Annotated in this window: 17 protein-coding genes; 8 read left to right on the top strand and 9 right to left on the bottom strand. The window is 67.2% G+C overall.

Features of this window, described 5'->3' with window-relative positions:
- The first annotated feature begins 13 nt into the window (after positions 1-13).
- The 7 genes from BLW78_RS00540 to BLW78_RS00510 all read left to right on the top strand — a co-directional run bounded on the left by BLW78_RS00540 (position 14) and on the right by BLW78_RS00510 (position 7657).
- A complete protein-coding gene (locus tag BLW78_RS00540) occupies positions 14-964 on the top strand; it encodes an ABC transporter substrate-binding protein (RefSeq protein ID WP_091675653.1) in 951 nt (316 codons plus the stop codon).
- Positions 961-1821, top strand: coding sequence for an ABC transporter permease (locus tag BLW78_RS00535; protein WP_020091229.1), 861 nt, complete (start codon positions 961-963; stop codon positions 1819-1821). The genes BLW78_RS00540 and BLW78_RS00535 overlap by 4 nt, the downstream gene beginning before the upstream one ends.
- Positions 1814-2596, top strand: coding sequence for an ABC transporter ATP-binding protein (locus BLW78_RS00530; protein WP_020091230.1), 783 nt, complete (start codon positions 1814-1816; stop codon positions 2594-2596). The genes BLW78_RS00535 and BLW78_RS00530 overlap by 8 nt, the downstream gene beginning before the upstream one ends.
- Positions 2596-3510, top strand: coding sequence for a polysaccharide deacetylase family protein (locus BLW78_RS00525; protein WP_091675650.1), 915 nt, complete (start codon positions 2596-2598; stop codon positions 3508-3510). Before BLW78_RS00530 ends, BLW78_RS00525 begins: the two co-directional genes overlap by 1 nt.
- Positions 3511-3525: 15 nt before the next feature.
- Complete coding sequence (gene atzF, locus BLW78_RS00520) at positions 3526-5337, top strand: allophanate hydrolase (protein WP_091675647.1); 1812 nt, start codon at positions 3526-3528, stop codon at positions 5335-5337.
- A 115-nt stretch (positions 5338-5452) separates the two neighbouring features.
- Positions 5453-6460, top strand: coding sequence for a dienelactone hydrolase family protein (locus BLW78_RS00515; RefSeq protein WP_056524875.1), 1008 nt, complete (start codon positions 5453-5455; stop codon positions 6458-6460).
- Between the two features lie 669 nt (positions 6461-7129).
- Positions 7130-7657, top strand: a complete 528-nt coding sequence (locus tag BLW78_RS00510; RefSeq protein WP_244526693.1) for a hypothetical protein — start codon at positions 7130-7132, stop codon at positions 7655-7657.
- A 248-nt stretch (positions 7658-7905) separates the two neighbouring features.
- Here BLW78_RS00510 and BLW78_RS00505 read toward each other — a convergent pair whose 3' ends face one another.
- The 3 genes from BLW78_RS00505 to BLW78_RS00495 form a co-directional block, all read right to left on the bottom strand.
- Positions 7906-8418, bottom strand: coding sequence for a hypothetical protein (locus tag BLW78_RS00505; RefSeq protein WP_139215721.1), 513 nt, complete (start codon positions 8416-8418; stop codon positions 7906-7908).
- A 1134-nt stretch (positions 8419-9552) separates the two neighbouring features.
- Positions 9553-9777: a hypothetical protein gene (locus BLW78_RS00500; RefSeq protein ID WP_020091235.1), complete on the bottom strand. Its 225-nt coding sequence runs from the start codon at positions 9775-9777 to the stop codon at positions 9553-9555.
- Positions 9778-9933: 156 nt separating this feature from the next.
- On the bottom strand, positions 9934-10692 hold the full coding sequence (locus BLW78_RS00495) for a sugar transferase (RefSeq protein WP_020091236.1): 759 nt from the start codon (positions 10690-10692) through the stop codon (positions 9934-9936).
- Between the two features lie 1192 nt (positions 10693-11884).
- On the opposite strand from BLW78_RS00495, the gene BLW78_RS00490 reads away from it, so the two are divergent.
- Complete coding sequence (locus BLW78_RS00490; protein WP_091675639.1) at positions 11885-13030, top strand: glycosyltransferase; 1146 nt, start codon at positions 11885-11887, stop codon at positions 13028-13030.
- A 118-nt stretch (positions 13031-13148) separates the two neighbouring features.
- On the opposite strand, the gene BLW78_RS00485 is transcribed toward BLW78_RS00490, so the two are convergent.
- The 6 genes from BLW78_RS00485 to BLW78_RS00460 form a co-directional block, all read right to left on the bottom strand.
- Positions 13149-14492 (bottom strand): NAD(P)-binding protein, encoded by a 1344-nt coding sequence (locus tag BLW78_RS00485; RefSeq protein WP_091675637.1) that lies wholly within the window; start codon positions 14490-14492, stop codon positions 13149-13151.
- Between the two features lie 565 nt (positions 14493-15057).
- Entirely contained in the window at positions 15058-16533 is a 1476-nt protein-coding gene (locus BLW78_RS00480) for an O-antigen ligase family protein (RefSeq protein ID WP_056524859.1), read from the bottom strand.
- 150 nt (positions 16534-16683) lie between these two features.
- Positions 16684-18042 carry a polysaccharide biosynthesis/export family protein gene (locus tag BLW78_RS00475; protein ID WP_091675635.1) on the bottom strand — a complete coding sequence of 453 codons (1359 nt, stop codon included), beginning with the start codon at positions 18040-18042 and terminating at the stop codon, positions 16684-16686.
- A gap of 279 nt (positions 18043-18321) precedes the next feature.
- On the bottom strand, positions 18322-19737 hold the full coding sequence (locus tag BLW78_RS00470) for a lipopolysaccharide biosynthesis protein (protein ID WP_091675632.1): 1416 nt from the start codon (positions 19735-19737) through the stop codon (positions 18322-18324).
- A 244-nt stretch (positions 19738-19981) separates the two neighbouring features.
- Positions 19982-21043 (bottom strand): glycosyltransferase family 4 protein, encoded by a 1062-nt coding sequence (locus BLW78_RS00465; RefSeq protein WP_091675628.1) that lies wholly within the window; start codon positions 21041-21043, stop codon positions 19982-19984.
- A gap of 182 nt (positions 21044-21225) precedes the next feature.
- Positions 21226-22248: a glycosyltransferase family 2 protein gene (locus BLW78_RS00460; protein ID WP_091675625.1), complete on the bottom strand. Its 1023-nt coding sequence runs from the start codon at positions 22246-22248 to the stop codon at positions 21226-21228.
- Positions 22249-22415: the final 167 nt, after the last annotated feature.

Genomic DNA, 22415 nt, shown 5'->3' with positions numbered 1-22415 from the left:
CAGGAGCCGTTCGATGATCCGCCGCCGCACCCTCCTGGCCGGTCTCGGGGCCGGCCTCGCCCTCGGACCCCTGGCCCGGGCCCGCGCCCAGAGCGCGCCCGTCACGATCCGGATGGGCTCGCTCAAGCTGATCCACTCGATCGCGCCGAGTTTCTACGCGCGCTTCACCCCGCCCGGGGTGAACGTGGAGGTTGTGCCCTTCGAGAGCCCGACCGAGTGCAAGAACGCCGTGGTCACCAAGTCGGTGGATTTCGGCACCTTCGGGATCGCCGCCGCGACGCTGGGCGCCGCCGCCGGCGAGCCGCTCGTGGTCATCGCCTCCACCTGCAACCGCGGGATGGCGGTGATCGCCAAGAAGGGCTCCGACATCCACGCCATCAAGGACCTGCGCGGCAAGCGCGTCGCGATCTGGCCCGGCAGCACCCAGGAGGTCTTCGTCCTGGAGCGGATGCGCATGGAGGGGCTCTCGGTGAAGGACATCACCCCCGTGCGCGTCTTCTTCTCGGAGATGCACATCGCGCTCGCCCGCGGCGACGTCGACGCCTATGTCGGCGCCGAGCCGGGCCCCGGCGTCAGCCTCGCCTCGGGCGTCGGCCAGCTCGTCGAGTACCCCTACGGCACCGAGATGGGCGCGCTGAACATGGTGTTCGGCGCCCACCGCGACACGCTGGCCGAGCGGCCGGACCTCGTCCGGACCATGCTGGAGATTCACCGCAAGGCGACGGACTTCGCGGCCGGCGACCGCGACGCGATGATCGCCATGGCGGTGGCGAAGCTCGGCCAGAAGCGCGAGGCGCTCGAGCTCTCGGCCCCGAACGTCGAGCTGACCTGGCGCCTCGGGCCGAACGAGATCCGGCAGGCCGATGCCTACGCGCAGCACATGCTCGCGCTCAAGCAGATCAAGCGGCTGCCGGAGCCCGGTTTCATCGATACCCGCTTCGTCGACGCGCTGGGGCGGGCGTGAGCACCGGGATCGAGGCCGGCGCCCTGCCGGCGGCGGTGACGCCGGCGCCCTCCCGCCGGGCCGGATCCGGGCCCGGACTCGCCCACCTGCGCCGGCTGGCGCTCGCCTGCGTGGTGCCGGCCGCGCTCGTCGCGGTCTGGCAGGTCACCACCGCGGGCCGGCCCTACAGCCTGATCCCGCCCCCCGCGGAGGTCTGGGCCGAGATGCGGGATCTCGCGGTCGGCGGCGTCAACGACGACGCGTTCAGCGGCACGCTCTGGACCCATCTCGCGGCGTCGCTGAGCCGGGTCTACGGCGGCTTCGCGCTGGCGGCCGCCGCCGCCCTGCCGCTCGGCCTGCTGATCGGCCGCGTGCCCCTGATCCGGGCGCTGCTCGATCCCGTCCTGCAGGTCCTGCGGCCGGTGCCGGTCACCGCGTGGCTGCCGCTGGCGATGATCCTGTTCGGCCTCGGGCCGCGCTCGGCCTTCTTCCTCGTGTTCCTCGGGGCGTTCTACCCGATCCTGGTCAACACCGTGTTCGGGGTCCGCTCCGTTGAGCCGCGCCTGTTCGAGGCGGCAGCGATGCTGGGCTGCACCGGGCCGGCCCAGTTCGTCCGCGTGGTGCTGCCGGCGGCGCTGCCGTCGATCTTCACCGGCCTGCGGCTGGGGCTGGGCTTCGCCTGGGTGGTGATCGTGGTCGGCGAGATGACCGGCGTCCAGACCGGCCTCGGCGCGATCATCATGGAGGCGCGCCAGCTCTCGCGCACCGAGATCGTGATCTGCGGCATGGCGGTGATCGGGGTCGCGGGCTTCGTCTCCGACTGGCTGGTCATGCAGCTCGGCCGCCGGCTGCTCGCCTGGAGCCCGAATCATGGCTGATCCGACGATCCCGATCCTCGACATGCGGGCGGTCTCCAAGACCTACACGGCGGGCGGCCGCCGGACCGAGGCCCTGCGCGAGGCGAACCTCACGGTGTCCCGCGGCGAGTTCGTCTGCCTGCTCGGCGCCTCGGGCTGCGGGAAGTCGACGCTGCTGCGGGTCGCCGCCGGCTTCGAGGCCCCGACCGCCGGGCAGGCCCTGATGTGGGGCAAGCCGATCGCCGGGCCGGGGCCGAGCCGCGGCATGGTCTTCCAGGATTACGGCCTGTTCCCGTGGCTCACGGTGCGGGACAATATCGGCTTCGGCCCGAAGGCCCGCGGGCGGCCCGCCGCCGAGGTGCGCGACACCGCCGAGCGCTACATCGCCCTGGTCGGCCTCCAGGCCTTCGCCGACGCTTACCCGCACCAGCTCTCGGGCGGGATGAAGCAGCGGGTCGCCATCGCCCGGGTGCTCGCCAACGAGGCCGAGGTGGTGCTGATGGACGAGCCCTTCGGGGCGCTCGACGCCATGACCCGCGAGCGACTGCAGGACGAGCTGCTCGACCTGTGGTCGCGGACGGGGCTGACGATCCTGTTCGTCACCCACGCCATCGAGGAGGCGATCTTCCTGGCCGACCGCATCGTGATGATGTCGCCCGGCCCCGGCCGGATCGAGGCGATCCACCCGGTCGAGTTGCCGCGGCGGCGCGACGTGTCGAGCCCGGCCTTCAACGACCTGCGCCGGATGCTGGCGGCCCAGCTCCACAGCCACCACGCCCCGCGGGCCGCCGCCTGATGGACACCGCGCCCGACGATCCCCGCCGGCCCGAGAACCGCCTCGCCTACCGCGCCGCCGTCGACCGGCCGCGCCTGACGCTGCCGGGCGGCAAGCACGTCGCGGTCTGGCCGGTGGTCAACGTCGAGCACTGGCTGATCGACAACCCGATGCCGCGCCAGATCCTGGTGCCGCCGACCGCCGCGAGCCTGCTCCCGGATATCCCCAACTGGGCGTGGCACGAGTACGGGATGCGGGTCGGGTTCTGGCGCTTCCTCGAGGCCTTCGCCAGCCGCGGAATCCGCCCGACGCTGTCGATCAACGGCTCGGTCTGCACGGCCTATCCCCGCGTCGCCGAGGCCGCCCACGCGGCCGGCTGGGAGTTCATGGCCCACGGCTTCCACCAGGTCCCGACGCACCGGATCCCGGACCAGCCGGCGATGATCGCTCGCACCATCGCGGCGATCACCCAGACCACGGGGCGCCCGCCGCGCGGCTGGCTGGGACCGGGCCTCACCGAGACCCTCGACACGCCCGACCACCTGCGCGCGGCCGGCCTCGAGTACGTCGGCGACTTCGTGGTCGACGACCGCCCCTGCCGGGTGGCGACGCGCACGGGCGACCTCGTCGCCCTCCCCTACTCCGTCGAGCTCAACGACATCCCGCTGCTGGCCATCCAGCACCACCGGGCCGACGAGTTCGTAGAGCGGGCGCTCGCCCATCTCGACCGGCTCGCCGCCGAGGCCGCCGGCTCCGGCCCCCTCGGCGGCGCCAAGGTGATGGGCTTCGCGATCCACCCCTACATCACCGGCGTGCCGCACCGGATCGGCCTGCTGGAGCGGCTGCTCGACGCCGTCCTGGCGCGCAGCGACGCGGTGTTCATGCAGGGGGGCGAGATCCTCGACTGGTACCGCGCCACCGGCGACGAATCCTGAGCCTCGCTGCGAGGAATGACCGTGCCCCCCTTCCCGACCATCCCGCTCCTGCACGCGGCCTACGCCGGAGGCCTCGACCCGCGCGCCGTCGTGGCCGAGGCCTACCGGCGGCTCGCCGCGGTGGACGATCCCGGCATCTTCCTCGCGCTCGTCCCGGAGGCGGATGCTCGCGAAGCCGCGGCGGCGCTCCCGCCCTTCGACCCCGCGGCGATGCCGCTCTGGGGCGTGCCCTTCGCCGTCAAGGACAACATCGACGTCGCCGGGCTGCCGACCACCGCCGCCTGCCCGGACTTCGCCCACACCCCCGCCGAGACCGCGCCCGCGGTGGCGCGGCTCCTCGCGGCCGGCGCGATCCTGATCGGCAAGACCAACCTCGACCAGTTCGCCACCGGGCTCGTCGGCCTGCGCACCCCCCACCCGGCCCCGCGCAACGCGATCGATCCGGCCTACGTGCCCGGCGGGTCCAGTAGCGGCTCGGCCGTGGCGGTGGCCCACGGGATCGTCGCCTTCGCGCTCGGCACCGACACGGCGGGGTCGGGCCGGGTGCCGGCGGCGCTCAACAACGTCGTCGGGCTGAAGCCCTCCCTCGGGGCGATCTCCAGCCGCGGGATGCTGCCGGCCTGCCGGACCCTCGACACGCTCTCGGTCTTCGCCGGCACCGTGGCCGACGCCGACGCGGCCTTCCGGGTCATGCTGGGTCCGGATGCCGCCGATCCCTGGTCGCGGGCCCTGCCGGTGCCGGCCGCCCCCGCCGCCCTCCCGCCGGGCCTGCGCCTCGGGCTCCCGGACGGGGCGAGCCTCCGCTTCGGCGGCGACGGGCTCTCCGAGGCGGCCTTCGCGGCGACGGTCGCCGATCTCGAAGCCCTCGCCGGGGCGGCGGCGCCGGTCGATCTCGCGCCGATGTTCGCCGTTGCGGCCCTGCTCTACGACGGCCCGTGGGTCGCCGAGCGCTACGCAGCGATCCGCCCGGTGATGGAGACGCGCCCCGATATCCTCCACCCGACGACGCGGGCGGTCATCGCCTCCGCCGAGCGCCACAGCGCGGCCGACGCCTTCGCGGGCCTCTACCGCCTCGCGGCGCTGCGCCGGGCCGCGGACGCGGTCTGGGACCGGATCGACGTCCTCGCCGTGCCGACCTACCCGCGCCCGCAGACCTGCGCGGCGGTCGCGGCCGACCCGATCGGGCCGAACAGCGAGCTCGGCACCTACACCAACTTCGTCAACCTGCTGGACTGGTGCGCCCTGGCGGTGCCGGGCCGGCCCCGCGCCGACGGCCTCCCCGCCGGGATCACCCTGCTGGCGCCGCGCGGCTCGGACGGGCTCCTCGCCGCCCTCGGGGCACGCCTGCACGCGGCCTCGGCGCCGCGGATCGGCGCGGGTACGATGCCGGTGCCGGTCGTGGAGCCGGGGCCGGCCGCGGCCGGACCGGACGCGATCGAGCTGGCGGTCGTCGGGGCGCATCTCTCGGGACTGCCGCTGAACCGCGAGCTGGCCGGCTGCGGCGGGCGCTTCCTGCGCGCCGTGCCGACAGCCCGGGACTATCGGCTCTACGCCCTGCCGGGCGGCCCGCCGCAGCGCCCGGGGTTGCTCCGGGTGGCGGCCGGGGACGGCGCCCCCATCGAGACCGAGGTGTGGGCCCTGCCGCCCGCCGCGTTCGGACGCTTCGTCGCCGCCATCCCGGCACCGCTCGGCATCGGCACGCTGCGGCTCGCCGACGGCACGGCGCCCAAGGGCTTCCTGGTCGAGCAAGCCGGCCTCGACGGGGCGGCCGACATCACGCGCTTCGGCGGCTGGCGCGCCTACCTGGCCGACCGCGCGGCCGCGTAGCCCTCGCCCCCGGGGCCTGACATCGGGCAGCGAGAGGAAACCGGTTCCGGTCCCTCGCGCGGCGACAGGCCGCCCGCGCCGCTGCTAGGCTGCCGCCCGGTGGAGGAGCGTTCCGATGCGGCGATCGATCCTGTTCCTGGCGGCCTGTCTGCTGGCCGGCATCACGCCGGCGGCCTCCGCCGGGCCCGCAGCGGACGGCGTCGCCGATCTCGGCAGCTACGCCGCCCGCGTGGAGGTTCACCCGTTCGAGAGCCTGACGCTGACCGACCGGCAGTTCCTCACCGGCACGTCCGAGGGAGCGAAGCCGGTCACGGTCGCGGGGATCCTGCGCATCGCCAAGGCGGGGACCGAGCGCCTGCCGACCGTGATCCTGATGCACGGCTCCGGGGGTCTGGGCGGCAACATCGAGTTCTGGCAGCGGGCGCTGGCGGCGCGCGGGATCTCGACCTTCGCGATCGACGGCTTCACCGGGCGCGGCCTGACCAGCGTCAACACCGACCAGAGCCTCCTGGCGCGCACGAACCTGATCCTCGACATCTACCGGGCGCTGGGCGTGCTGGCGAAGCATCCGCGGGTCGACCCGGCGCGGATCGCCGTGATGGGCTTCTCGCGCGGCGGGCAGGCCGCGCTCTACGCCAGCCTCAAGCGCTTCGACGCGGCCTGGAACCGCTCCGGCGTGATCCCCGCCCTCTACCTGCCGGTCTACCCGGACTGCTCGATCCGCTTCCGGGACGACACGGCCGTGGCGGATCGGCCGATCCGGATCTTCGGTGGCGGGGGCGACGACTACAATCCCGCCGCCACCTGCGCGGCCTACGCGGAGCGGCTGAGGGCGGCCGGCGCCGATGTCGACCTGACCGTCTTTCCCGGAGCGCAGCACGTCTTCGACAACCCGGCCGGGCCGACCCAGCCCGTGGTCGCCCGGGGCGCGCAGACCGTCCGCGCCTGCGCGATAAGCGAGGCGGCGGACGGCGCCCTCGTGGCGGGCCCGGACGCTACGCCGTTCACCTACGCGGACCCGTGCGTGCAGCGCGACCCGCATATCGGCTCCGACGCCGCCGCCCGCGCCGGGATCCTGGCGCGTGTCTCGCACGCGCTGGACGCCGCGTTCCGGGGACGGTGACCGACGGAGCGCGGTGCGGATCTGCGCGGCCCCTGCCTGCCCGCCGCGCGCTCGCGCTGCGGCCGACTCGGTCAATTGACGTCGTCGGCTTGCCCCGCACCGCCCGGGCCGCGCCCAACCTGCGTGTCGCGTGGCGTCCTACCTGCAGGCAGCATCATGAATGCTCACAGATCGAACGTGCTCGGCCGAACTGTGCCGATCTCGTACCCACCTGGGCCAGTAGGCGCAGCCTCTTCGACGGCGAGGACGATCTATCGGGGCTATCTTTAACTGCCCGGAGACCCGCGACCCCGCTCTCGCGGGCACGGACACCTTCCGACCCGGACACCGCAACCAACTTCGCATGAAGGACAGGGACAACCGAGAGCGTAGCTGTGCGCTTCAATCGACAAATCTACTGCGTTAGATACATCATCGAAATTCGATTTGTCTTAGATGCACGGAAATCGGAGCTGTTCATATCAGGGCCGAAAGTCACTTGTCGCGAGACGGAGCCCATCGCCGGGATCCGTCGGCAAGAATGGCCACTGAACCCCTATACTACTTTTGGTCATTGCGTACTTCGGAGATTGCTGTAGCCAGTTTATAGGGGTTGGACTCACCCCGCCCAACACTGGTATGTCATGTGCAAGCTTGGCTAGAATGGCCCGGCGCAGCGCGAGGGCGACCATGGCTTTCAGACGAATCGGAACGCTCGTGGCGGTGCTCACTCTAGGCGCGTGCTCCCACGCGCCGCTGATGCCGACTGCCTACAGCGCCTTGCCGCCCCCGACCGCGATGCCTGCGGCAACCGCGTCGACGGGCCCGCTCGTGGGCGCCGCGGCACCGCGTGCTGAGCCCGATATCGATCCGCTCCCCGTCGTCATTCCCGGCACTCTGAAGCTCACGGACGCGCAGATCGGCCAGAACGGTGTGAACCCTCTGGCGGTTCTCGATTCCTCGATGCGCAACCGCATGAGCTGGAAGAGTCTCCGTCCGGAGAATTTGACGAAGCCGCCGATCTATTCCGGCCTGTCCCGCATGTCGAACGGTGCCGGCGTCGGAGAAGCCTCGGCCACACAGAAAGACAACATTCCCGGCTTCGATAAGGATCTCGCCACCAAGAGGATCATGTCGGAGTACAATCGCGAAGCGGCGATGGCGGCGCTCCTGAAGGACGGACGCGGCGCCGCGAAGAGCGTATGCTCAGGATGCTGACGTCGCTCTTCGACGCGGCTCGAGAGTGAACGGCGAGTTCTCCGTATCGACCGGCACGCCTCGGTGCGTTCTCACCCGCCATGCCGGTCCCGACTACGGCCCCCAAGCCGGCGAAGCGGCCATCGCTTTCGCCGTGCGCTCCGTCAGCCGACGCCGCGCAGAAGTCCGTTCGCGGACTCCTTCCGGGGAGGATCCCGACGATGCGCCGCACCCATCCTCTCCGCCTTCTTCACACCTGCGGCCAAGCGTCAGTAGCGCGGCGAGAAATTCATCCCCGTCACGACGGTGAAGACCGGTGGCGTGCGGTCAGCAAGCTCGATGCGTGCCGGATCCTGCGAGCGCTCTGTCTGAACCGAGGGGCAGAAGACGGTGGAGGGCACCTCGACCGTCGGTGAGAGCACCCGTTCCAGAGGAGTCGGCCTCGTCATCGCGGGCTTCGGGTCCAGCCAAGTTCCGGGCACCACCTGCTGCCCACAATTGCTGACAACCGCTTCATGTATCGTCCCATCGATTGCGGCGGAAACCACACAATTGGCGGGATGGTACACCAACTCGTACTGAAACTTCCTATTCTCGTCGGATTCGGTTTTGAACCGTTTGTCCAAAATCACGGCCGTGTGCGGGCGATCGGTCGTCCCGACAACATAGAGCCGACCGGTGGCAATGGCAGCGACCGTGATATCGGAGGCCGCCGATGCGGGCATGCTGAAGACAAGCGCCAGCACTCCGGAGAGCGTCGCAGTCGAAACCAAGCCGCGCATCCTGCCCTCACCCTCACCCGCAACCTGTTCAGACCCGGCTCGATTGTATCGTCAGCCGTGATCGCGCCCCGAACAGCGGGTCCCACAGCCATTCTACCGAGCAATGGCCGGCGTCCATCACCCGATAGAGGTACTCAGATCTCTCATCCACCGGGATATCGAGCTGGACGGACCGCATACCAACGCTCGAGCGCCGGCCCACCCGTGGTCGCCGAGCCAGGGCCCTGGGTCCGGGACAGGAGCGTGCACGAACCTGATAGCCGGCGCATCGACGCGATCGCCATCCGATACCGGGAACGTGCCACCTTTCCTGACCAGGGACCTATACGTCCCAGATCTTGAATCGATGGCGCGGCATCGCGCACCGAATCCTGGGAATGCCGCTTGCGCCGTTCCGCTCCGATCGGTGAGCCTTCCGACCGATCCACAATCCGACGTCGGCGATGACGCGAAAGCCGAGCGACGAAGGATCGTCAACATCTCTATGATACAACACCGAAGAATCTCAACATAAAATAGATTACGCCGAACAGCGTTACACTTGCAGCAACCCAGATAAAGACCAGCAACCATCGATCAAAATATGCGACATCGCAGTCGGCGTATTCTGTGGCGCAGGGAACGCAGTATGCGTTGGAGATCTCCACCTTTGCCCCGCACGTTTGGCAGGCACCGACCGAGAGGGAGCGCTCGCTGGCGGTCATCCTGCGCGTGCGCGGCGGCCAGCCAAAGTGCCAGCGCCGAATGGCAGCCCCTGCCTCCGAGAACCTCATACAAGCACTCGCCACTCGATATGGGCAAATGACATCTGATCCCGTTCGGGATCCATCACGTCTGTCAATTTTCAGAATGGTCAATAGCGCTACTTCATAGCGTTAATATTGTCAATCTCGACCTGATGAAGCTCCCACAACCGGCGCCGCGGCTCCGAGTTCGGTATGCTCCGGACATAACCAGCCTGCGTGCCCGAGAGGTGGGGGGTGAACGGACGCTCAGATGCGCGTTCAGCGTGGCATCACGCTCACCGGAGCTCGGACGGCTGGAGGCCGCGTCGCGGGTCCATCGGCGGATGACGTATCACGACAGGCCGCTCGAGCCCGGCGAACGCTTCACTGTGACGATGCTGCGCTCGGCTCAGAGCCGCTTCGCAGCGGTGGTCCGATCGCGCAGGATCGAGCGCGCGGCCCGGCACCACAGTCGAGTCGGTAGCCAGTACAGCGCTCGCACCGCACCGAGAGCCGCCACGATCGGCACGAACGCGTGCGCCAGCAGATCGAGGATGACGCCAGGCGGCTCATCCGCCTCGATCCGATCGTACCAGATCGGATCCTCGTGCCGGTACGGGTCTCGTTCGGTCATCGCTGGCACCCGCCACAATCCGATCCGGCCCTCATCTATCGGACCAGCAAAGTGCTGCCCCGAACCGGATCTGGGAGCGCGGTTCGTGCTGCGCCGTCGCGCAGGGCCAGAGCACGCCGTGCCCCGGCGCGGGGCGGCTCGGGGACCACCCGCGCCTCATCGGCTCCCGCGCTGCGCCAGAACCGCGGGAACCGTGCGCAGCATGATGGCGAGATCCCGGTGCAAGGTCCACCGGGTGGCATAGTCCAGATCCAGCGCGACGCGCTCGGCATAGGTCGTGTCGGAGCGGCCCGAGACCTGCCACAGCCCCGTCACGCCCGGCGGCACGGCGAAACAGGTGGGGAATGCCCGCCCGTAGCGGGCGACTTCGGCCGGCACGATCGGGCGCGGACCGACCAAGCTCATCTCGCCGCGCAGCACATTCCAGAGTTGCGGCAGCTCGTCGAGCGAGGTCTTGCGCAGCACGTAGCCGACGGCGGTGACGCGCGGGTCGTCGCTGAGCTTGTGCGTCGCCGCCCACTCGGCCCGGGCCAGAGGATTGGCGGCCAGATGCGCCGCCAGAACAGCGTCGCCATTCGTCACCATGGAGCGGAACTTCAGGCACCCGAAGCGGCGACCGTCCCGGCCCACCCGCATGTGGCGGAAGATCGGCGCCTTGCGATCACCGGCATACACGAGAGCGGCGATCAGGATCAGCAACGGCAGCAAGAGGAAGAGGGCCGTGGCCGCCACCGTGATGTCGAGCCCGCGCTTGGCCGCCCAACCCAACCGCAGACCGCGCGCCACGAACGGCGCCGTTGGCAGAACGGCCTCCGCGACAGCCTCCGCGGCATCGCCCACTTGGTCCGCCAGCTCGACACCGTACTGCGGCGCACGCAAGGCAGGCTGAAGCGGTGGGCCGACGTCGCGCAGCATGTTCTGGCTCCTCGTGACGGCAGGTGGCCGCCAGGCGCAGCAACGGTTAATCAATTATTAACGACGGGATATCAAATCATCGCGCCTGTTTCAAGCTTAACCGTACCCTAAATGCCAGTATATTTTCCGCCCAAAAATGCAAGAATAGATTTCGATCCCGCAGGATGAAGCACAGTGGCACCGGGCCCCTGCCTCTCGACCCGGCCACGAATCCGCCTCGATGCCGCAATCCAAGCAATGTCACGAGACACCGACCTTGGCCGGATGCTCACCCATCATTGTGCACTGCGTTCGTCCAGCCCGAGGAATGCCGCGCGTTCCCACGGTTGATGGTCGAGAGCTGAGCCACTTGCAGCTCTGTGCTTCTCCCGTGCGCGCGGGCCACCCGTCCGGACCGGGACGCTCGCGCATGGGATCGCGGTGCAATGTCCGGACGTCCCGCCGCAGGCATTCCGGGAGGTCGCTGCGGCGGCGATCGCCGGGATGTTGCTGAATGGCGCGACGAAATCAATTTCGCGCCGAGGGCGATCATGACAACGTGCGGGGCGCGCTCTATGGATGGACTTCCGATACAGTACCTCAGGCGTGGTCAGCGGGATGAGACGCGTGCCGGATCGGTGGCAACGGCCGCCGCGCCGCGACGGACCATGCGTGCGCGGCCCTATTGCGATGCCGCGGGACTAATCCCTATGGCGGCGGGTTCCGCAGCGTGACCCGGATGGGCGAACTCAGTATCCTGCGGATGGCTAAGCGGCATCCAACGTGCAGGAGCGGCCACAATGCCGGAGCCAGTACGGATTGGGGCCACTCATGATGCATGCGCCGAGAGAGAACAGAGTGCCGGGTGGCGCGGCACGCCGGGTGGTCTGCGCCTGTTCGGCCGACGGGTGGGAGCGCGGAGCCTGATGCGGCTCCGGAGCATACCCGCCAAGTCGGCCAGGCCTGCCTGCAACGTCCATCCGCAGCGGATGGCGTGAGACCCGTCGATCCCGTCTGAAAGTCATCAATCCCCGCGGCTCCCGAGGCTCGAACCACACAGGTCCAGCCGAAGGCGCACGTTTCCGATCAAGACTGAGAATAGCGCAATCATGGTCCCTTGCCTGTGGAGCAGCTGCCTGCCAGCGACCGATCGGACATCCACCGGGCGACTCGGTGAGAGCTGCGCGGCGATCGGGGAAGCAGGTTCCGAGCGATGAGAGTCGCGATCGTCCATTACTGGCTCATCGGGATGCGCGGCGGCGAGAAGGTCGTCGAGGCGCTCTGCGACCTCTATCCGGAAGCCGACATCTTCACGCACGCCTACGCCCCGCAATCCATGTCGCCGACCATCAGGGCGCACCGAGTCAGGACCTCGTTCATCGGCCGATTGCCGTTCGCGACCAGCCGATACAAATCCTATCTACCCCTGATGCCGATGGCCCTCGAGCAGCTCGATCTGCGGGGATACGATCTGATCATCAGCAGCGAATCGGGTCCGGCGAAGGGGATCATCCCGCCATCCGACGCGCTTCATATCTGTTACTGTCACTCACCGATGCGGTACGTCTGGAACATGTACCACGATTATCGCGAGCGGACGGGGCTGCTCACGCGCCTGCTGATGCCGCCGGTGGCCCATTACGTGCGCAACTGGGACGCGGTCTCGGCGGGCCGGGTCCACGAGTTCATCGCCAACTCGGACACGGTCGCGCGACGCATCGAGACCTACTATCGACGCCAAGCCAAGGTCATCCATCCGCCCGTGGACACGGCGGCCTTCGAGATCGCTCCGGATGGCCAGCGCGGTGACTACCATCTGATGGTCGGCGAAATGGTCCGCTACAAGCGGCCAGAACTGGCGATCCAGGCCTTCAACCGGTTGGGGCAGCCGCTCGTGGTGATCGGCGGCGGCGAGATGCTGCGTGAACTGCGCAGCATGGCCGGTCCGCACATCAAGATCCTCGGTCCGCAGCCCTTCGAGGTCCTGAAACACCACTACGCACGGTGCCAAGCCCTGATCTTCCCCGGAGAAGAGGATTTCGGCATCGTCCCGGTCGAGGCCATGGCGAGCGGCCGGCCGGTCGTCGCGTTCGGCAAGGGTGGTGTCACCGAGACGGTCATCGACGGCGTGACCGGCACCTTCTTCCACGAGCAGTCCGTCGACGCGCTGATCGATGCCGTCCAGCGCTGTCGGGAGATCGGGGTGGAGCCAGAGCGCCTCGTCCGGCGCGCAGCCGACTTCGGTGTCGGCCGCTTCGCGGACGAGATCAGCCGTTTCGTCGACGGGGTCCTCGCGCGCGAGCGCTTGGCGGCCCCTCGTCCTCCGCGTGAGCCGGGCCGCGCCTATCTGGTCCAGTGAGACGGCCCCGCGCCGGCGGCCCCGGCCTCCTCGCCGAACCGCCGAGGTCACGACCGAGGCGGGGGAGGCCCCGGTCTCAGAGGGCGGCGCGCGGCGCCCGCCGGCCGAATCGACTCGACTAAGCGTCCGATGTCCTTGTCGGCATCAGGTGAGCCGCCGCGTTGAGCGTCGAAACACGGGCCGTCGGCTGGTAGTCGAAACCGCCCTGTCGTCCGAACGACTCGATCCCGAAGTCGGCGAGTTGGGCGAGCGCGCGCGACACCCGCTGATGGGCCTGCCCGGTGTAGATGGGATAGGCACAGGGCACCACTTGGCTGCCCTCACAAACCAGATCACCGGCGAAGAGCCCGTTCTTGGCGACATGTGCCCGAAAATCCTGCTCGGCGATCGCCACGGAATCGTTCGCGTGGCCAGCGATGACCTCGACTCCAAAATACTCGCGCCCCTCCACCCGACCATAGAAATCGGAATACATCGTGAGCCGCTTCCAAGCGCCGTCATGCGCGAAGTTGTAGAGGATCGAACAGTCGAAGCCGCGATTCCCGTCGAAGCTGAAATACAGGCTGATCAGCGTTACCGAGGCGAGACCGGGATCCTCTCGGACTCCGCAGAGGGCCAACGCCCGCGCAATGGGGATCGTCGAGATGAGTCGCTGGGCGGTCAAACGGCGGCCACCGGTGCGGACATCGAATTGCTTCCCGCGCCGTGTGATCGCTTCGATCCCCTCGCCCAGATGAAAGACCGAACCGCGCTGCCGCAGGGTCCGGGCGGCCACTTCGTAGAGGGCATTGAAGCCTTCGCGGGGTCGCGCCAACTGCCTGTTGGTCGGACCCGGCGCGCGATGCCGGCGGACATAGCGCAACAAGACGCGCGGGCTGGCGTGCTCCTTGATCCAGAGCATCCGCTTCTCGGCAAATTCCAGATCGACCCAGTCGGCCGGAACGCCGAAGAACCGCTTCATGTAGCTCTCGAGGCCGGACCTTCTGAGCAGATAATCACCGATCCAGTAGCGAGCAAACTCCCGCGCATTCCCGATTCTGCGCCGCGCCACGCGCGAGAAAGCGGCCGATAGCACGATCCTGAAGATGCCCCATGGACCGGCCCGGACGATGTCGTCCCGGATCGACAGCGGGTACGAGGTGACGAAAGCCTGGGGTGTCAGCTTTCCCCACGTCGGCTTGATCGGAACGTAATGTTCCAGCAACTCCGGAAAATACTTCAGCAGCGGCGAATCGTCCTGAAATATTAGACTTCCGATGTCGAATGTATATCCATTGATGGACCGGTCGATATGATTGCCGCCGATATTTTCAAATTCGTCGATGACGGCAATATTTCGACAGCCGAGATCGTGAAGGATTGAAGCCGATACGAGGCCTGTAATACCGGCCCCTAATACGATCGTATCGAAAATCTCGTCTCCCGAGTGCCCATGACAATCGAAGGCTGAAGAAACGGTCATGATTCGCTTTGCATCGGCCACGGCGTCAGGCGATGGAGGACGATGCCGGAGCATGATGGTCGGCCGCGCCGAGCACGATGATCATCGCCGACACTCGAATCAGATCGGAAGTTGCGGATCGATACCATAGGATCAGTTCGGAACCCAGTCATGACTACCGTTAACTGAGCAGAATTTGCAAACACACCGTGGCGCGCGGACCGAAACATCGCCTGACGGTCGCACTATGGATCTGTCCCCGTTCCGAACGAGCGGACAGGCGCTCCGCGCCTTGCGGCCGACAGAGGCAGCATTGGCCGCCCTTCAGCAGGGTAAAGTCAACAACGAAAACGACAGATGTCCCATGAGCCATTTGATCAATGGCTTCGAGGCAGTGGATCCACCCAGCATACCTTGAGCGTCCCCCGCGCCCCCGGGCCATTTCCGAGCTCTCTGCACGGCCGTCGCGGCGCGACGGCGCGGTCCGTGGTTTTGCTCCCGGAGCGGAACACGGAACGGCAGTTCCCGGTGCCGGACGGCAGCAACGCCCGGCCCTCGGTCCGGCCATCGGCCTCCGGGGCCGCCCTCACGTGCCGAGTGATACGTTCTGAGCCGAATGGCGAGCCGGTTCGGCGAGCCGCGACCGTATCGCGACCGCGGCCGGCTCGATCGGAGTTGCGGAGACACCGATACGCCCGACTGGATGACGTGCGGGATAGGCGCAGGCGGTGGCGGCGAAGATGTAGAATATCAAGCCCTGATCGACGGTCGGGCCCGCGATGAGGCTGCCAGGGAGAAGGGACAGGCAGGCGACGCGGCCAGCAGCACGGATGTCGCTCGCGTAGGTCCGCGGCGCTCCGCGCCGAAATCCGAACACCGACGCCAGGAAAAGCACGTAGAAGACGGCTCCGGGAATCCCGACATTCGACAGCACCGCGAGCGGAAAGCTCGATGTGCGATTGGTTCCGAGGCCGACGCCCAGGCCGTTCGAGTCGATGAAGTTCCGCCACGCATAGGCGTTCCAGGCCGAACGCTGAACACCCGAACTCGTCTCGGCTTTGCTCAGGACAAGCGTATCGACGTAATCGTAGACGCGCTCAGCCACGCCGCCGACCGAGAAGGCTAGGAGCACGAGGACGCAGGCGACCAACGGACCCGCGACCACCAGCCAGGCGCTGAAGCGGTCCTGACGACGCGTGCTGCATCGCAGCAGCGCGATCGTGTAGAGCATCGGGATCAGCACCGCGGCGCCGACCAGGCCGGTCGAGGATGTCGACAGGATCACGAACAACAGCGAGATCAACGCCAGAGGTCCCGTCACCAAGGGCTTGCGGCCACAGAGCCACAGCATGCCCGTGAACCCGCAACCTCCCAGTGTCATTCCCGCGAAGGCCGACGCCTCCGGCCAAGCCCCGATGATCCGCCGCATACTGCCGACACTCTCCTCGTCGTGGAACGTGTACTGAGCGTTGCGAATGAATTGCAGGGCCTCCTGCGTGCCCGTTGCCGCCGTGAGGACGTCGATGATGCCGAAACATATGTTGGCAGCCGCGTAGAGGATGAGCGCCTTCGCGAGCGTCTCAATCCCGTTCTTCGAGGATCCGAAAGCGGTGATGATACTGAAACAGACCAGATCACCGATGAGATAGATCGGCTGCGTGAAATTGCTGGATACTGGTCCCAGGGGAACGACGCCGTCGCTCGTGATCAGGTGTGACGACGTTCCCAGCGGCACGATATAGGTCTGCCCCGCGAAGAGCCGCGGCAGGATGTAGCTGCTCGCCACCCCGTAGAGAGTGAGACAGAGAAGCCAGAAACCCGGTTCAGGCAGGCGGAACGAACTCAGGACCTGTGTCGAGATGTTGCGATGGAACAGTGTCGCGATCATCAGGAACACGAGGAAGAGATGCGCCGGCTGCACGTTGGCGCCACCCAGCAGGAGTGCCGCGGCCGAGCCGAGATTGCAGAACACCACGAAGGCGATCACCACCGATTCCCTGCCGAACAGCAGACAGAACAGGCCGATGACGACCGCGATGGCGCCTATTGGTTCGAAGCTCATGTCAGGCTGATCCAGGCATGATCGACGGCGGAGCGGCGGTGGCACTCAGGCGACGCACCGGCACCCCCGGGGGTCGTGCCGGGCCGGGATCGGGCGATCGCGTCGTCTGGTCACCGCCCGGATCGATGCGACGCGCACGCATCGACCATCTCAGCGATTCGCACTCTCGGTTGGCCGCAGTGGCGCATCCGAAGCGGCCGGACCGCGGCTCACCGGAGCGCCCGATGATCCGGGCCGCGGCGACGGGGACGGCCGCGTCTCCCCGGCCTTGTCGGCCGGCTGGCGCACGAGCGTCACCCGCACGACGTCGCCGGGCTCGACGACGGCCTCCTCGGAGGCGAGCCATGTGCCCGCCTTCACCCCCTGCTTCCGGGTAATCTCGTAGCGCGCGCTCACGGCTTCTGCCGCGTCGTCGGTGCTGCCGACCATCTGAGACTCGGCATCGGCCGCGAGCCGCTCGGCTGTCCGCGCCTTCTCGTCGATCGAGGCGAGCTTCTGACGGGCATCCGCGGCCTCCGACAGAGCTTCGCGGCGGAACCGGGCCTTGAGGTCGATGATGTCGCGCTCGGCGCGCGTGAGGCTCTGCTGAGCGCGCAGCATGGCGACCTGCACGTCGAGTCGGCTGCTCTCGAACGACGCCTGACTCTGCTCCGCAGCCAGCTTGCGCGGCGCGATCGTGAGCCCCTTCGAGACCAGATCGTTGATCAGGCCGAGCTCACCGCGACTGAGCTCGATCTGGCGGTCCAGCGTTTTGGACTTATTATCGAGCGTGCTCATTTCATTTTGAAAGCTGGCGATCGACTGTTCAATCGACTTGATCTCGGCCTTCAGCGCGTTCCGACGCGTGTCGAACAGGAGTTGCTCACCGCGGACGGCCTGCTCCGCGTATATCCTGTCCACCGTGCCTTTCAGCTCGCCGCCGAACGCGATCGTCTCCGCGCCGCCGACCTCCGCTTCGAGACGCGCCAGCTTGGCGGCCAAGGCGACCCGCTCCGCGGCCAGATTTCGCAACTCGCCGCGCGTTGTGACCGCGTCGCGCTGGATACTGCGCGGGTCGGTGCCGCGCATCAGTCCCTGAGCCGTGCTGACGGCCTGTAGTACGGTCAGGCCGGGTTGATACTCGTACTTGCCGGGCTGCTGGACCGCACCGATGATGTAGAAGGGACGGTAGGTCGCGACTTCGACCGATGCCGCGGGCTTCTCCGCGAGATCGGCGACCTGTTTCAGAGCGACACCGATGGCGTTCGCGAGATCGATCGGCGTGCCGCCCGCCGCCTTGATCTGGCCGATCAGTGGCATGGACACGGTTCCGTCCGCTGCAACGACGAACTGACCGTTCAGTGCCGTCCACGAGTACGCTTCGCCTGTGTTGCGACGCAAATCATAGACGCGGATCGTCAGATGATCCTGAGGGCCGAGCAGATATCGACCGGCTTCGTCGGCGGCCGCATTCGCGTGCGGGCTGCCGAACAGCAGGACGCACGCCGCCGCAACTAGACGCAGACGCATCAAATTCTCCCCGACCAGAGCCAAATCTTGAGTATAAGTCTGCGCGCTGCGATCGCCCTACGGTATCCGTAGCACAGAATCCCGAAGGCCACATCGAAAGGTAGCAGACGCCGCCAAGTTAGCCAAGATTTAACGACCCGAGGTCTGTCTTGCGGCCGCTGCTCATCCGAGCCGTTGAAGTGAGCGCGGCCAAAATTATACCCTCCGCAATCTCGTGGATCAGCCCGATGGCGGCTGTAAGTTCTGCGTTCTTCGCCGCTGGCCCTCGCGCGACCGGCCTCATGGACGCAGGGTCCGCAGGCGGAAGCCGAGCAGCAGCATGCTCACGCCGTAAGCCGCCGCGCCGCCGAGGATCAGGGCCGCGAGAAGCCCGGCCGAGCCGATATCCAGGCGGCTCAAGGCGGCCCGCAGCGCGAGGACGGCGGCCGCCATCGCCGCGCACGAGAGGGCAATCTGCCAGAGATTACGGATCTGCTCCGCCACACCGGCACCGACGAGACGCCGCGCGTAGATCGCGCTGATCAGGAAGTGAAACAGGGCCGTGGCAAGGCGCGCGTAGATCATCATCATCACGCCGCCGAGATAGAATCCCAGTGTCATGCTCAAGACCTTCGCCACCGATTCGAGGAGCGTGATCTTGAGCATCACGTTCGGCTCGTCCATCGCGAGGCAGAGCGTTGAGACAGGTTGGTAATAGGCGGTGAACATGACGGCCAGCGACAGCCATCGCAGATAGGGCGCCGCGGAAATCCATTGCGCACCGAGGATGACGCTCACGATCTGGTCGGCGGTCAGTGCGATGCCCACGCCAGCCGGGAGCGCGATGATCATCGTGAGTCGAGCCGCCTTCAGGAAGGCGGCTCGTAAGCGGAGGCGGTCATCGGCCATCGTCGCGAACGCGGCCATGACCGGCCGCATAGCCGGACCGATGACGCTCTGGGTCGGGAGGACGGAGAAATCGCTCGCCACCCCGTAGCGGCCGAGTACGGCCTTGTCGACGTGGTAACCGAGGAACATGCGATCGAACTGCCAACTGAAGGCAGCGAGGATCTGTGAGGATGTGAACCAGCCTGTGAACGCCGAGAAGGCACTCAGCCGCGCCAGGGAGAGCCCCGGTCGGTAAGGCGCCAGCACGTAGGACAGGATGGTCGGCAGGATCGCGGATGCAGCCGGGTTGATCACCAGGGCCCAGTAGCCGGCTCCCAAGTAGAGAGACCCGATCGAGATCAGGGCCGCGGCCACTTTTCCGGAAAAATCCGCGAGAAACGACGCACGGAAGTCGATCTTACGGAACAGGTGTACCATGGCCGGGCTGTAGAGGCTTCGCGCGATCGGCGCCGACGCGAGCGCGAGCGTGATGGGGATCAGTCGGACGTCGTCGTAGATGTGGGCGACCGGCCAAGCGGCGGCCATCATCAGAACGGCGATGACCCCGCCCCGAAGAAGGCCCAGCGTGAATGCAGTATCCAGATGCGGCTTCTCGATCTTCTGCAGACGCAACAGGGCCTGAACCAGCGGGATCTCGAGGATCATCTCGACGATCGAGATCAGGGACGCGGCGATGGCCGTCAGGCCGAAATCGGCGGGCGACAGGATCCGTGCGAGGACGAGCAGCGTGCCGAGATCGATCGCGCGCGCGGAGATCCGCGCGGCGACACTCCATCCGGCGCCGCGCAGCGTCTTAGAGGCGAGCATGAACGTGTCCCACGGAGGACTGACCGGCGCCACACCGGCCCGGAACGACGTCGTGCCTCGTGGTCACGACATGGATCCGGATCTGAGCAACATGGCGATTCCGATCCTGACACGCTCTGCAAGGCAGTCCTGAACCAGCATCCGGCGGCGGCATCAATCTAGCTAATTTGGTCAGCTTGCGATCGAGCCGCGCCCGCGGTGCGTTGTGGGAGCCGTGTCCGGCTTCCGCGCACCGGGACGCGCATCACCCCGCGAGGCCGGCAGCGCGCCGATAGACGGTCAAGGTCTCGTCGGCCACCCGTGCGATCCGCAGGTGATCCAGGTTGATCTGGCTCTTCGCTCTCAAAGCGCCCAGGGCGCTCGGATCGGTCGTGAGCGTGATCAGCGCCTGCGCAAGCTTGTCCGGATCGTTTGCCGGGACCAGAATGCCCGCCCTTCCCCCGTCGAGCAGCTCGGGAATCCCGTCGACGTCGGTACCCACGATCGCGCAGCCCGCCTCCCGGGCTTCGGAGAGCACGAGCGGTGCCGGATCGGCGTGGGACGGGAGCACGAAGATGTCGGCGCCCAGCATCCAGCGGTACGGATCGTCCCGCGGCCCGGCGAAGGTAATGGCATCCGCGCAGGCCAGCGCGCGCGCGGTCTGCTCATAGGCGTCCCGGTGAGGACCGCCGCCGACGACGTAGAGCCGCATGGCGCGATTGTGGGGGAACGCCTTGTCGAAGGCCTGAAGCAGATCGGGCAATCCCTTCCGGGGATGCAGGCCTCCGACGAAGACGATGGCGGGATGATCCAGAGCCTGCGGTTCCTCGGACCGACCGCGCATGCGGGCTGAGCCGATGGTCCCGTTGAGCACGACGTCGATGCGGGAAGCCGCGATGCCGCGCTTCCGCATTGCCGCAGCGACCGCGCCGCTCACAGCGATGACCCTGGTCCCAAGGCCCATGAGGACGGCACCCTTCTCGAACTCATTGTGGACGGTCGTCACGAGGGGAACGCGCAGCAGCTTGCAGGTCGGCCAAGCCAGCACGGCGCTGGTCATCATATGGGCGTGGACGACATCGGGACGCCAACGCCGGAGCACACCGCCACATCCGAGGAACGACGTCAGGATCCGGGCCGGCGTGCGCGCGTGGCTCGCGAAGATCGACTCGACGCCGTTGGACCGGAGCAGCGCATCGAAATCCCCACCCTGACTGGCTATCGCGACCCGGTGTCCGGCCTGCGCCTGTTGGCACGCGAGATCGACGGCCGCGTGGACATGGCCGTTCAGTCGGCGCGTGTGATTCAGCAGATGGAGAATACGCATGACTTACGAGCACTCGTGTCGGATCCGAGCCCCGGCCTGCGCTGGACTCCATGCAAGCCGCGGCGCCGATTAGGCGGGAGATACGACCCTGGCCGAACAGGAGAGCCGCCACATATTCCGGAGCCATCTAGGTGTAAAAGCGCGACCGGGCGCAACAGAAAAATCCGGCGCACTACTGATTTTCAACAATGCCCCGCACCGATCGTGGCGCGCAGGATCTGTCGGACCGGCCGGCGCTTGGGCGAGAAGCGGAAGGCGAGCAACGCCTGCGCACACCGAACGGGCGCGAGAAACGTCGCGACTACGAAGAGCGCATTCGCCATTTTCCATTTCAGCGAACGCGGCTCGATCAGGACAGATCTGATCAGGCCCAGGAACGGCCTGCCACCGTACCGGACACCCCGGAGGATCGCCAGGCAGAACTCGAGGAACTGAAAATAGTATGTCTGCTCTGGCTCGACGAGGGAGACTCCGGGACGCCAGTCGTGAAGAAGACCGCGCAGATGCCTCAGACGTGACTGGAAACGCTGGAGATCCCGCTCGACGGTGGCCGCCTGCGGGACGCGGCCCAGACCCGAGTCATTGCGGCCATGGACACGGTAGAGCCCGAGACTTTCGGAAAGACTGACGATCTCGCCCATGAACGGGGCAGCCAACAGAATCACGCCATCGACAGCTTGGTCGTACGCGCATTGATGGAGCAGATCGCAGACATCGCGGCGGAAGACATTCCCGGACGTGGGCGGCGTCTGGTAGACGCCTGAGCGCAGGATGTCGTTGACAGTCCTGTCCTGCCCGCGGAACGCGCCGAGAGCGGGGTATGGGTCCGCCAGGATCGTCCCGGTCGAGTCGACGCACCTCAGACAGAACTGAAGTTTGGCGACAGTCGGATCTAGTTCCGCGAGAATACGGTCGAGAGCACCCGGCAGAAGCTCGTCGTCCGCGTCGAGAAAGAGCAGAAACGGGGCCCGGGCCTTGGCCAATCCGTACAGGCAAGCCGCCCTCTGACCGCCGTTCGGGATCCGGAACGCCGCGACACCGGACCGCTGGATAATCGACCACGAGTCATCCGTCGATCCATCGTCTATCACGACGATCTCACAAGAGTCATTGCCTTGCCCAACAACGCTTTGAATTGCTCGACCGACAAAATTTTCGTAGTTGTAACAGGTAATGATGACTGCGAGCTTGGGATCCGTGACCACGACAAATGTCTTTCACGCTCGTCGTTCAGCGCGCCCGTATCTCACGGTCTCCAGCGCCCGACAGGATGTGGCTAGCACGGTATCCCGCCGGAATCCACAATCGACATCTGAAGTCGCAGCAAAAATCCAAGTCCAATTGGTAGTTTAATCGCTGACGCCCTGCGCAC

This window comes from Methylobacterium sp. 275MFSha3.1, from assembly GCF_900108435.1.
Taxonomy (GTDB): Bacteria; Pseudomonadota; Alphaproteobacteria; order Rhizobiales; family Beijerinckiaceae; genus Methylobacterium.
Note: the sequence above shows the minus strand (reverse complement) of the source record. Positions and strands in the feature narration are given on the sequence as shown.

Bases quoted from the DNA above. Each gene is read 5' to 3' on its own strand.
- BLW78_RS00505 (WP_139215721.1), bottom strand. From the start codon at position 8,418: ATGCGCGGCTTGGTTTCGACTGCGACGCTCTCCGGAGTGCTGGCGCTT.
- BLW78_RS00510 (WP_244526693.1), top strand. From the start codon at position 7,130: ATGGCTTTCAGACGAATCGGAACGCTCGTGGCGGTGCTCACTCTAGGC.
- BLW78_RS00525 (WP_091675650.1), top strand. From the start codon at position 2,596: ATGGACACCGCGCCCGACGATCCCCGCCGGCCCGAGAACCGCCTCGCC.
- BLW78_RS00500 (WP_020091235.1), bottom strand. From the start codon at position 9,777: ATGACCGAACGAGACCCGTACCGGCACGAGGATCCGATCTGGTACGAT.
- BLW78_RS00485 (WP_091675637.1), bottom strand. From the start codon at position 14,492: ATGACCGTTTCTTCAGCCTTCGATTGTCATGGGCACTCGGGAGACGAG.
- BLW78_RS00475 (WP_091675635.1), bottom strand. From the start codon at position 18,042: ATGCGTCTGCGTCTAGTTGCGGCGGCGTGCGTCCTGCTGTTCGGCAGC.
- BLW78_RS00490 (WP_091675639.1), top strand. From the start codon at position 11,885: ATGAGAGTCGCGATCGTCCATTACTGGCTCATCGGGATGCGCGGCGGC.
- BLW78_RS00480 (WP_056524859.1), bottom strand. From the start codon at position 16,533: ATGAGCTTCGAACCAATAGGCGCCATCGCGGTCGTCATCGGCCTGTTC.
- BLW78_RS00515 (WP_056524875.1), top strand. From the start codon at position 5,453: ATGCGGCGATCGATCCTGTTCCTGGCGGCCTGTCTGCTGGCCGGCATC.
- BLW78_RS00530 (WP_020091230.1), top strand. From the start codon at position 1,814: ATGGCTGATCCGACGATCCCGATCCTCGACATGCGGGCGGTCTCCAAG.
- atzF (WP_091675647.1), top strand. From the start codon at position 3,526: ATGACCGTGCCCCCCTTCCCGACCATCCCGCTCCTGCACGCGGCCTAC.
- BLW78_RS00465 (WP_091675628.1), bottom strand. From the start codon at position 21,043: ATGCGTATTCTCCATCTGCTGAATCACACGCGCCGACTGAACGGCCAT.
- BLW78_RS00540 (WP_091675653.1), top strand. From the start codon at position 14: ATGATCCGCCGCCGCACCCTCCTGGCCGGTCTCGGGGCCGGCCTCGCC.
- BLW78_RS00470 (WP_091675632.1), bottom strand. From the start codon at position 19,737: ATGCTCGCCTCTAAGACGCTGCGCGGCGCCGGATGGAGTGTCGCCGCG.
- BLW78_RS00495 (WP_020091236.1), bottom strand. From the start codon at position 10,692: ATGCTGCGCGACGTCGGCCCACCGCTTCAGCCTGCCTTGCGTGCGCCG.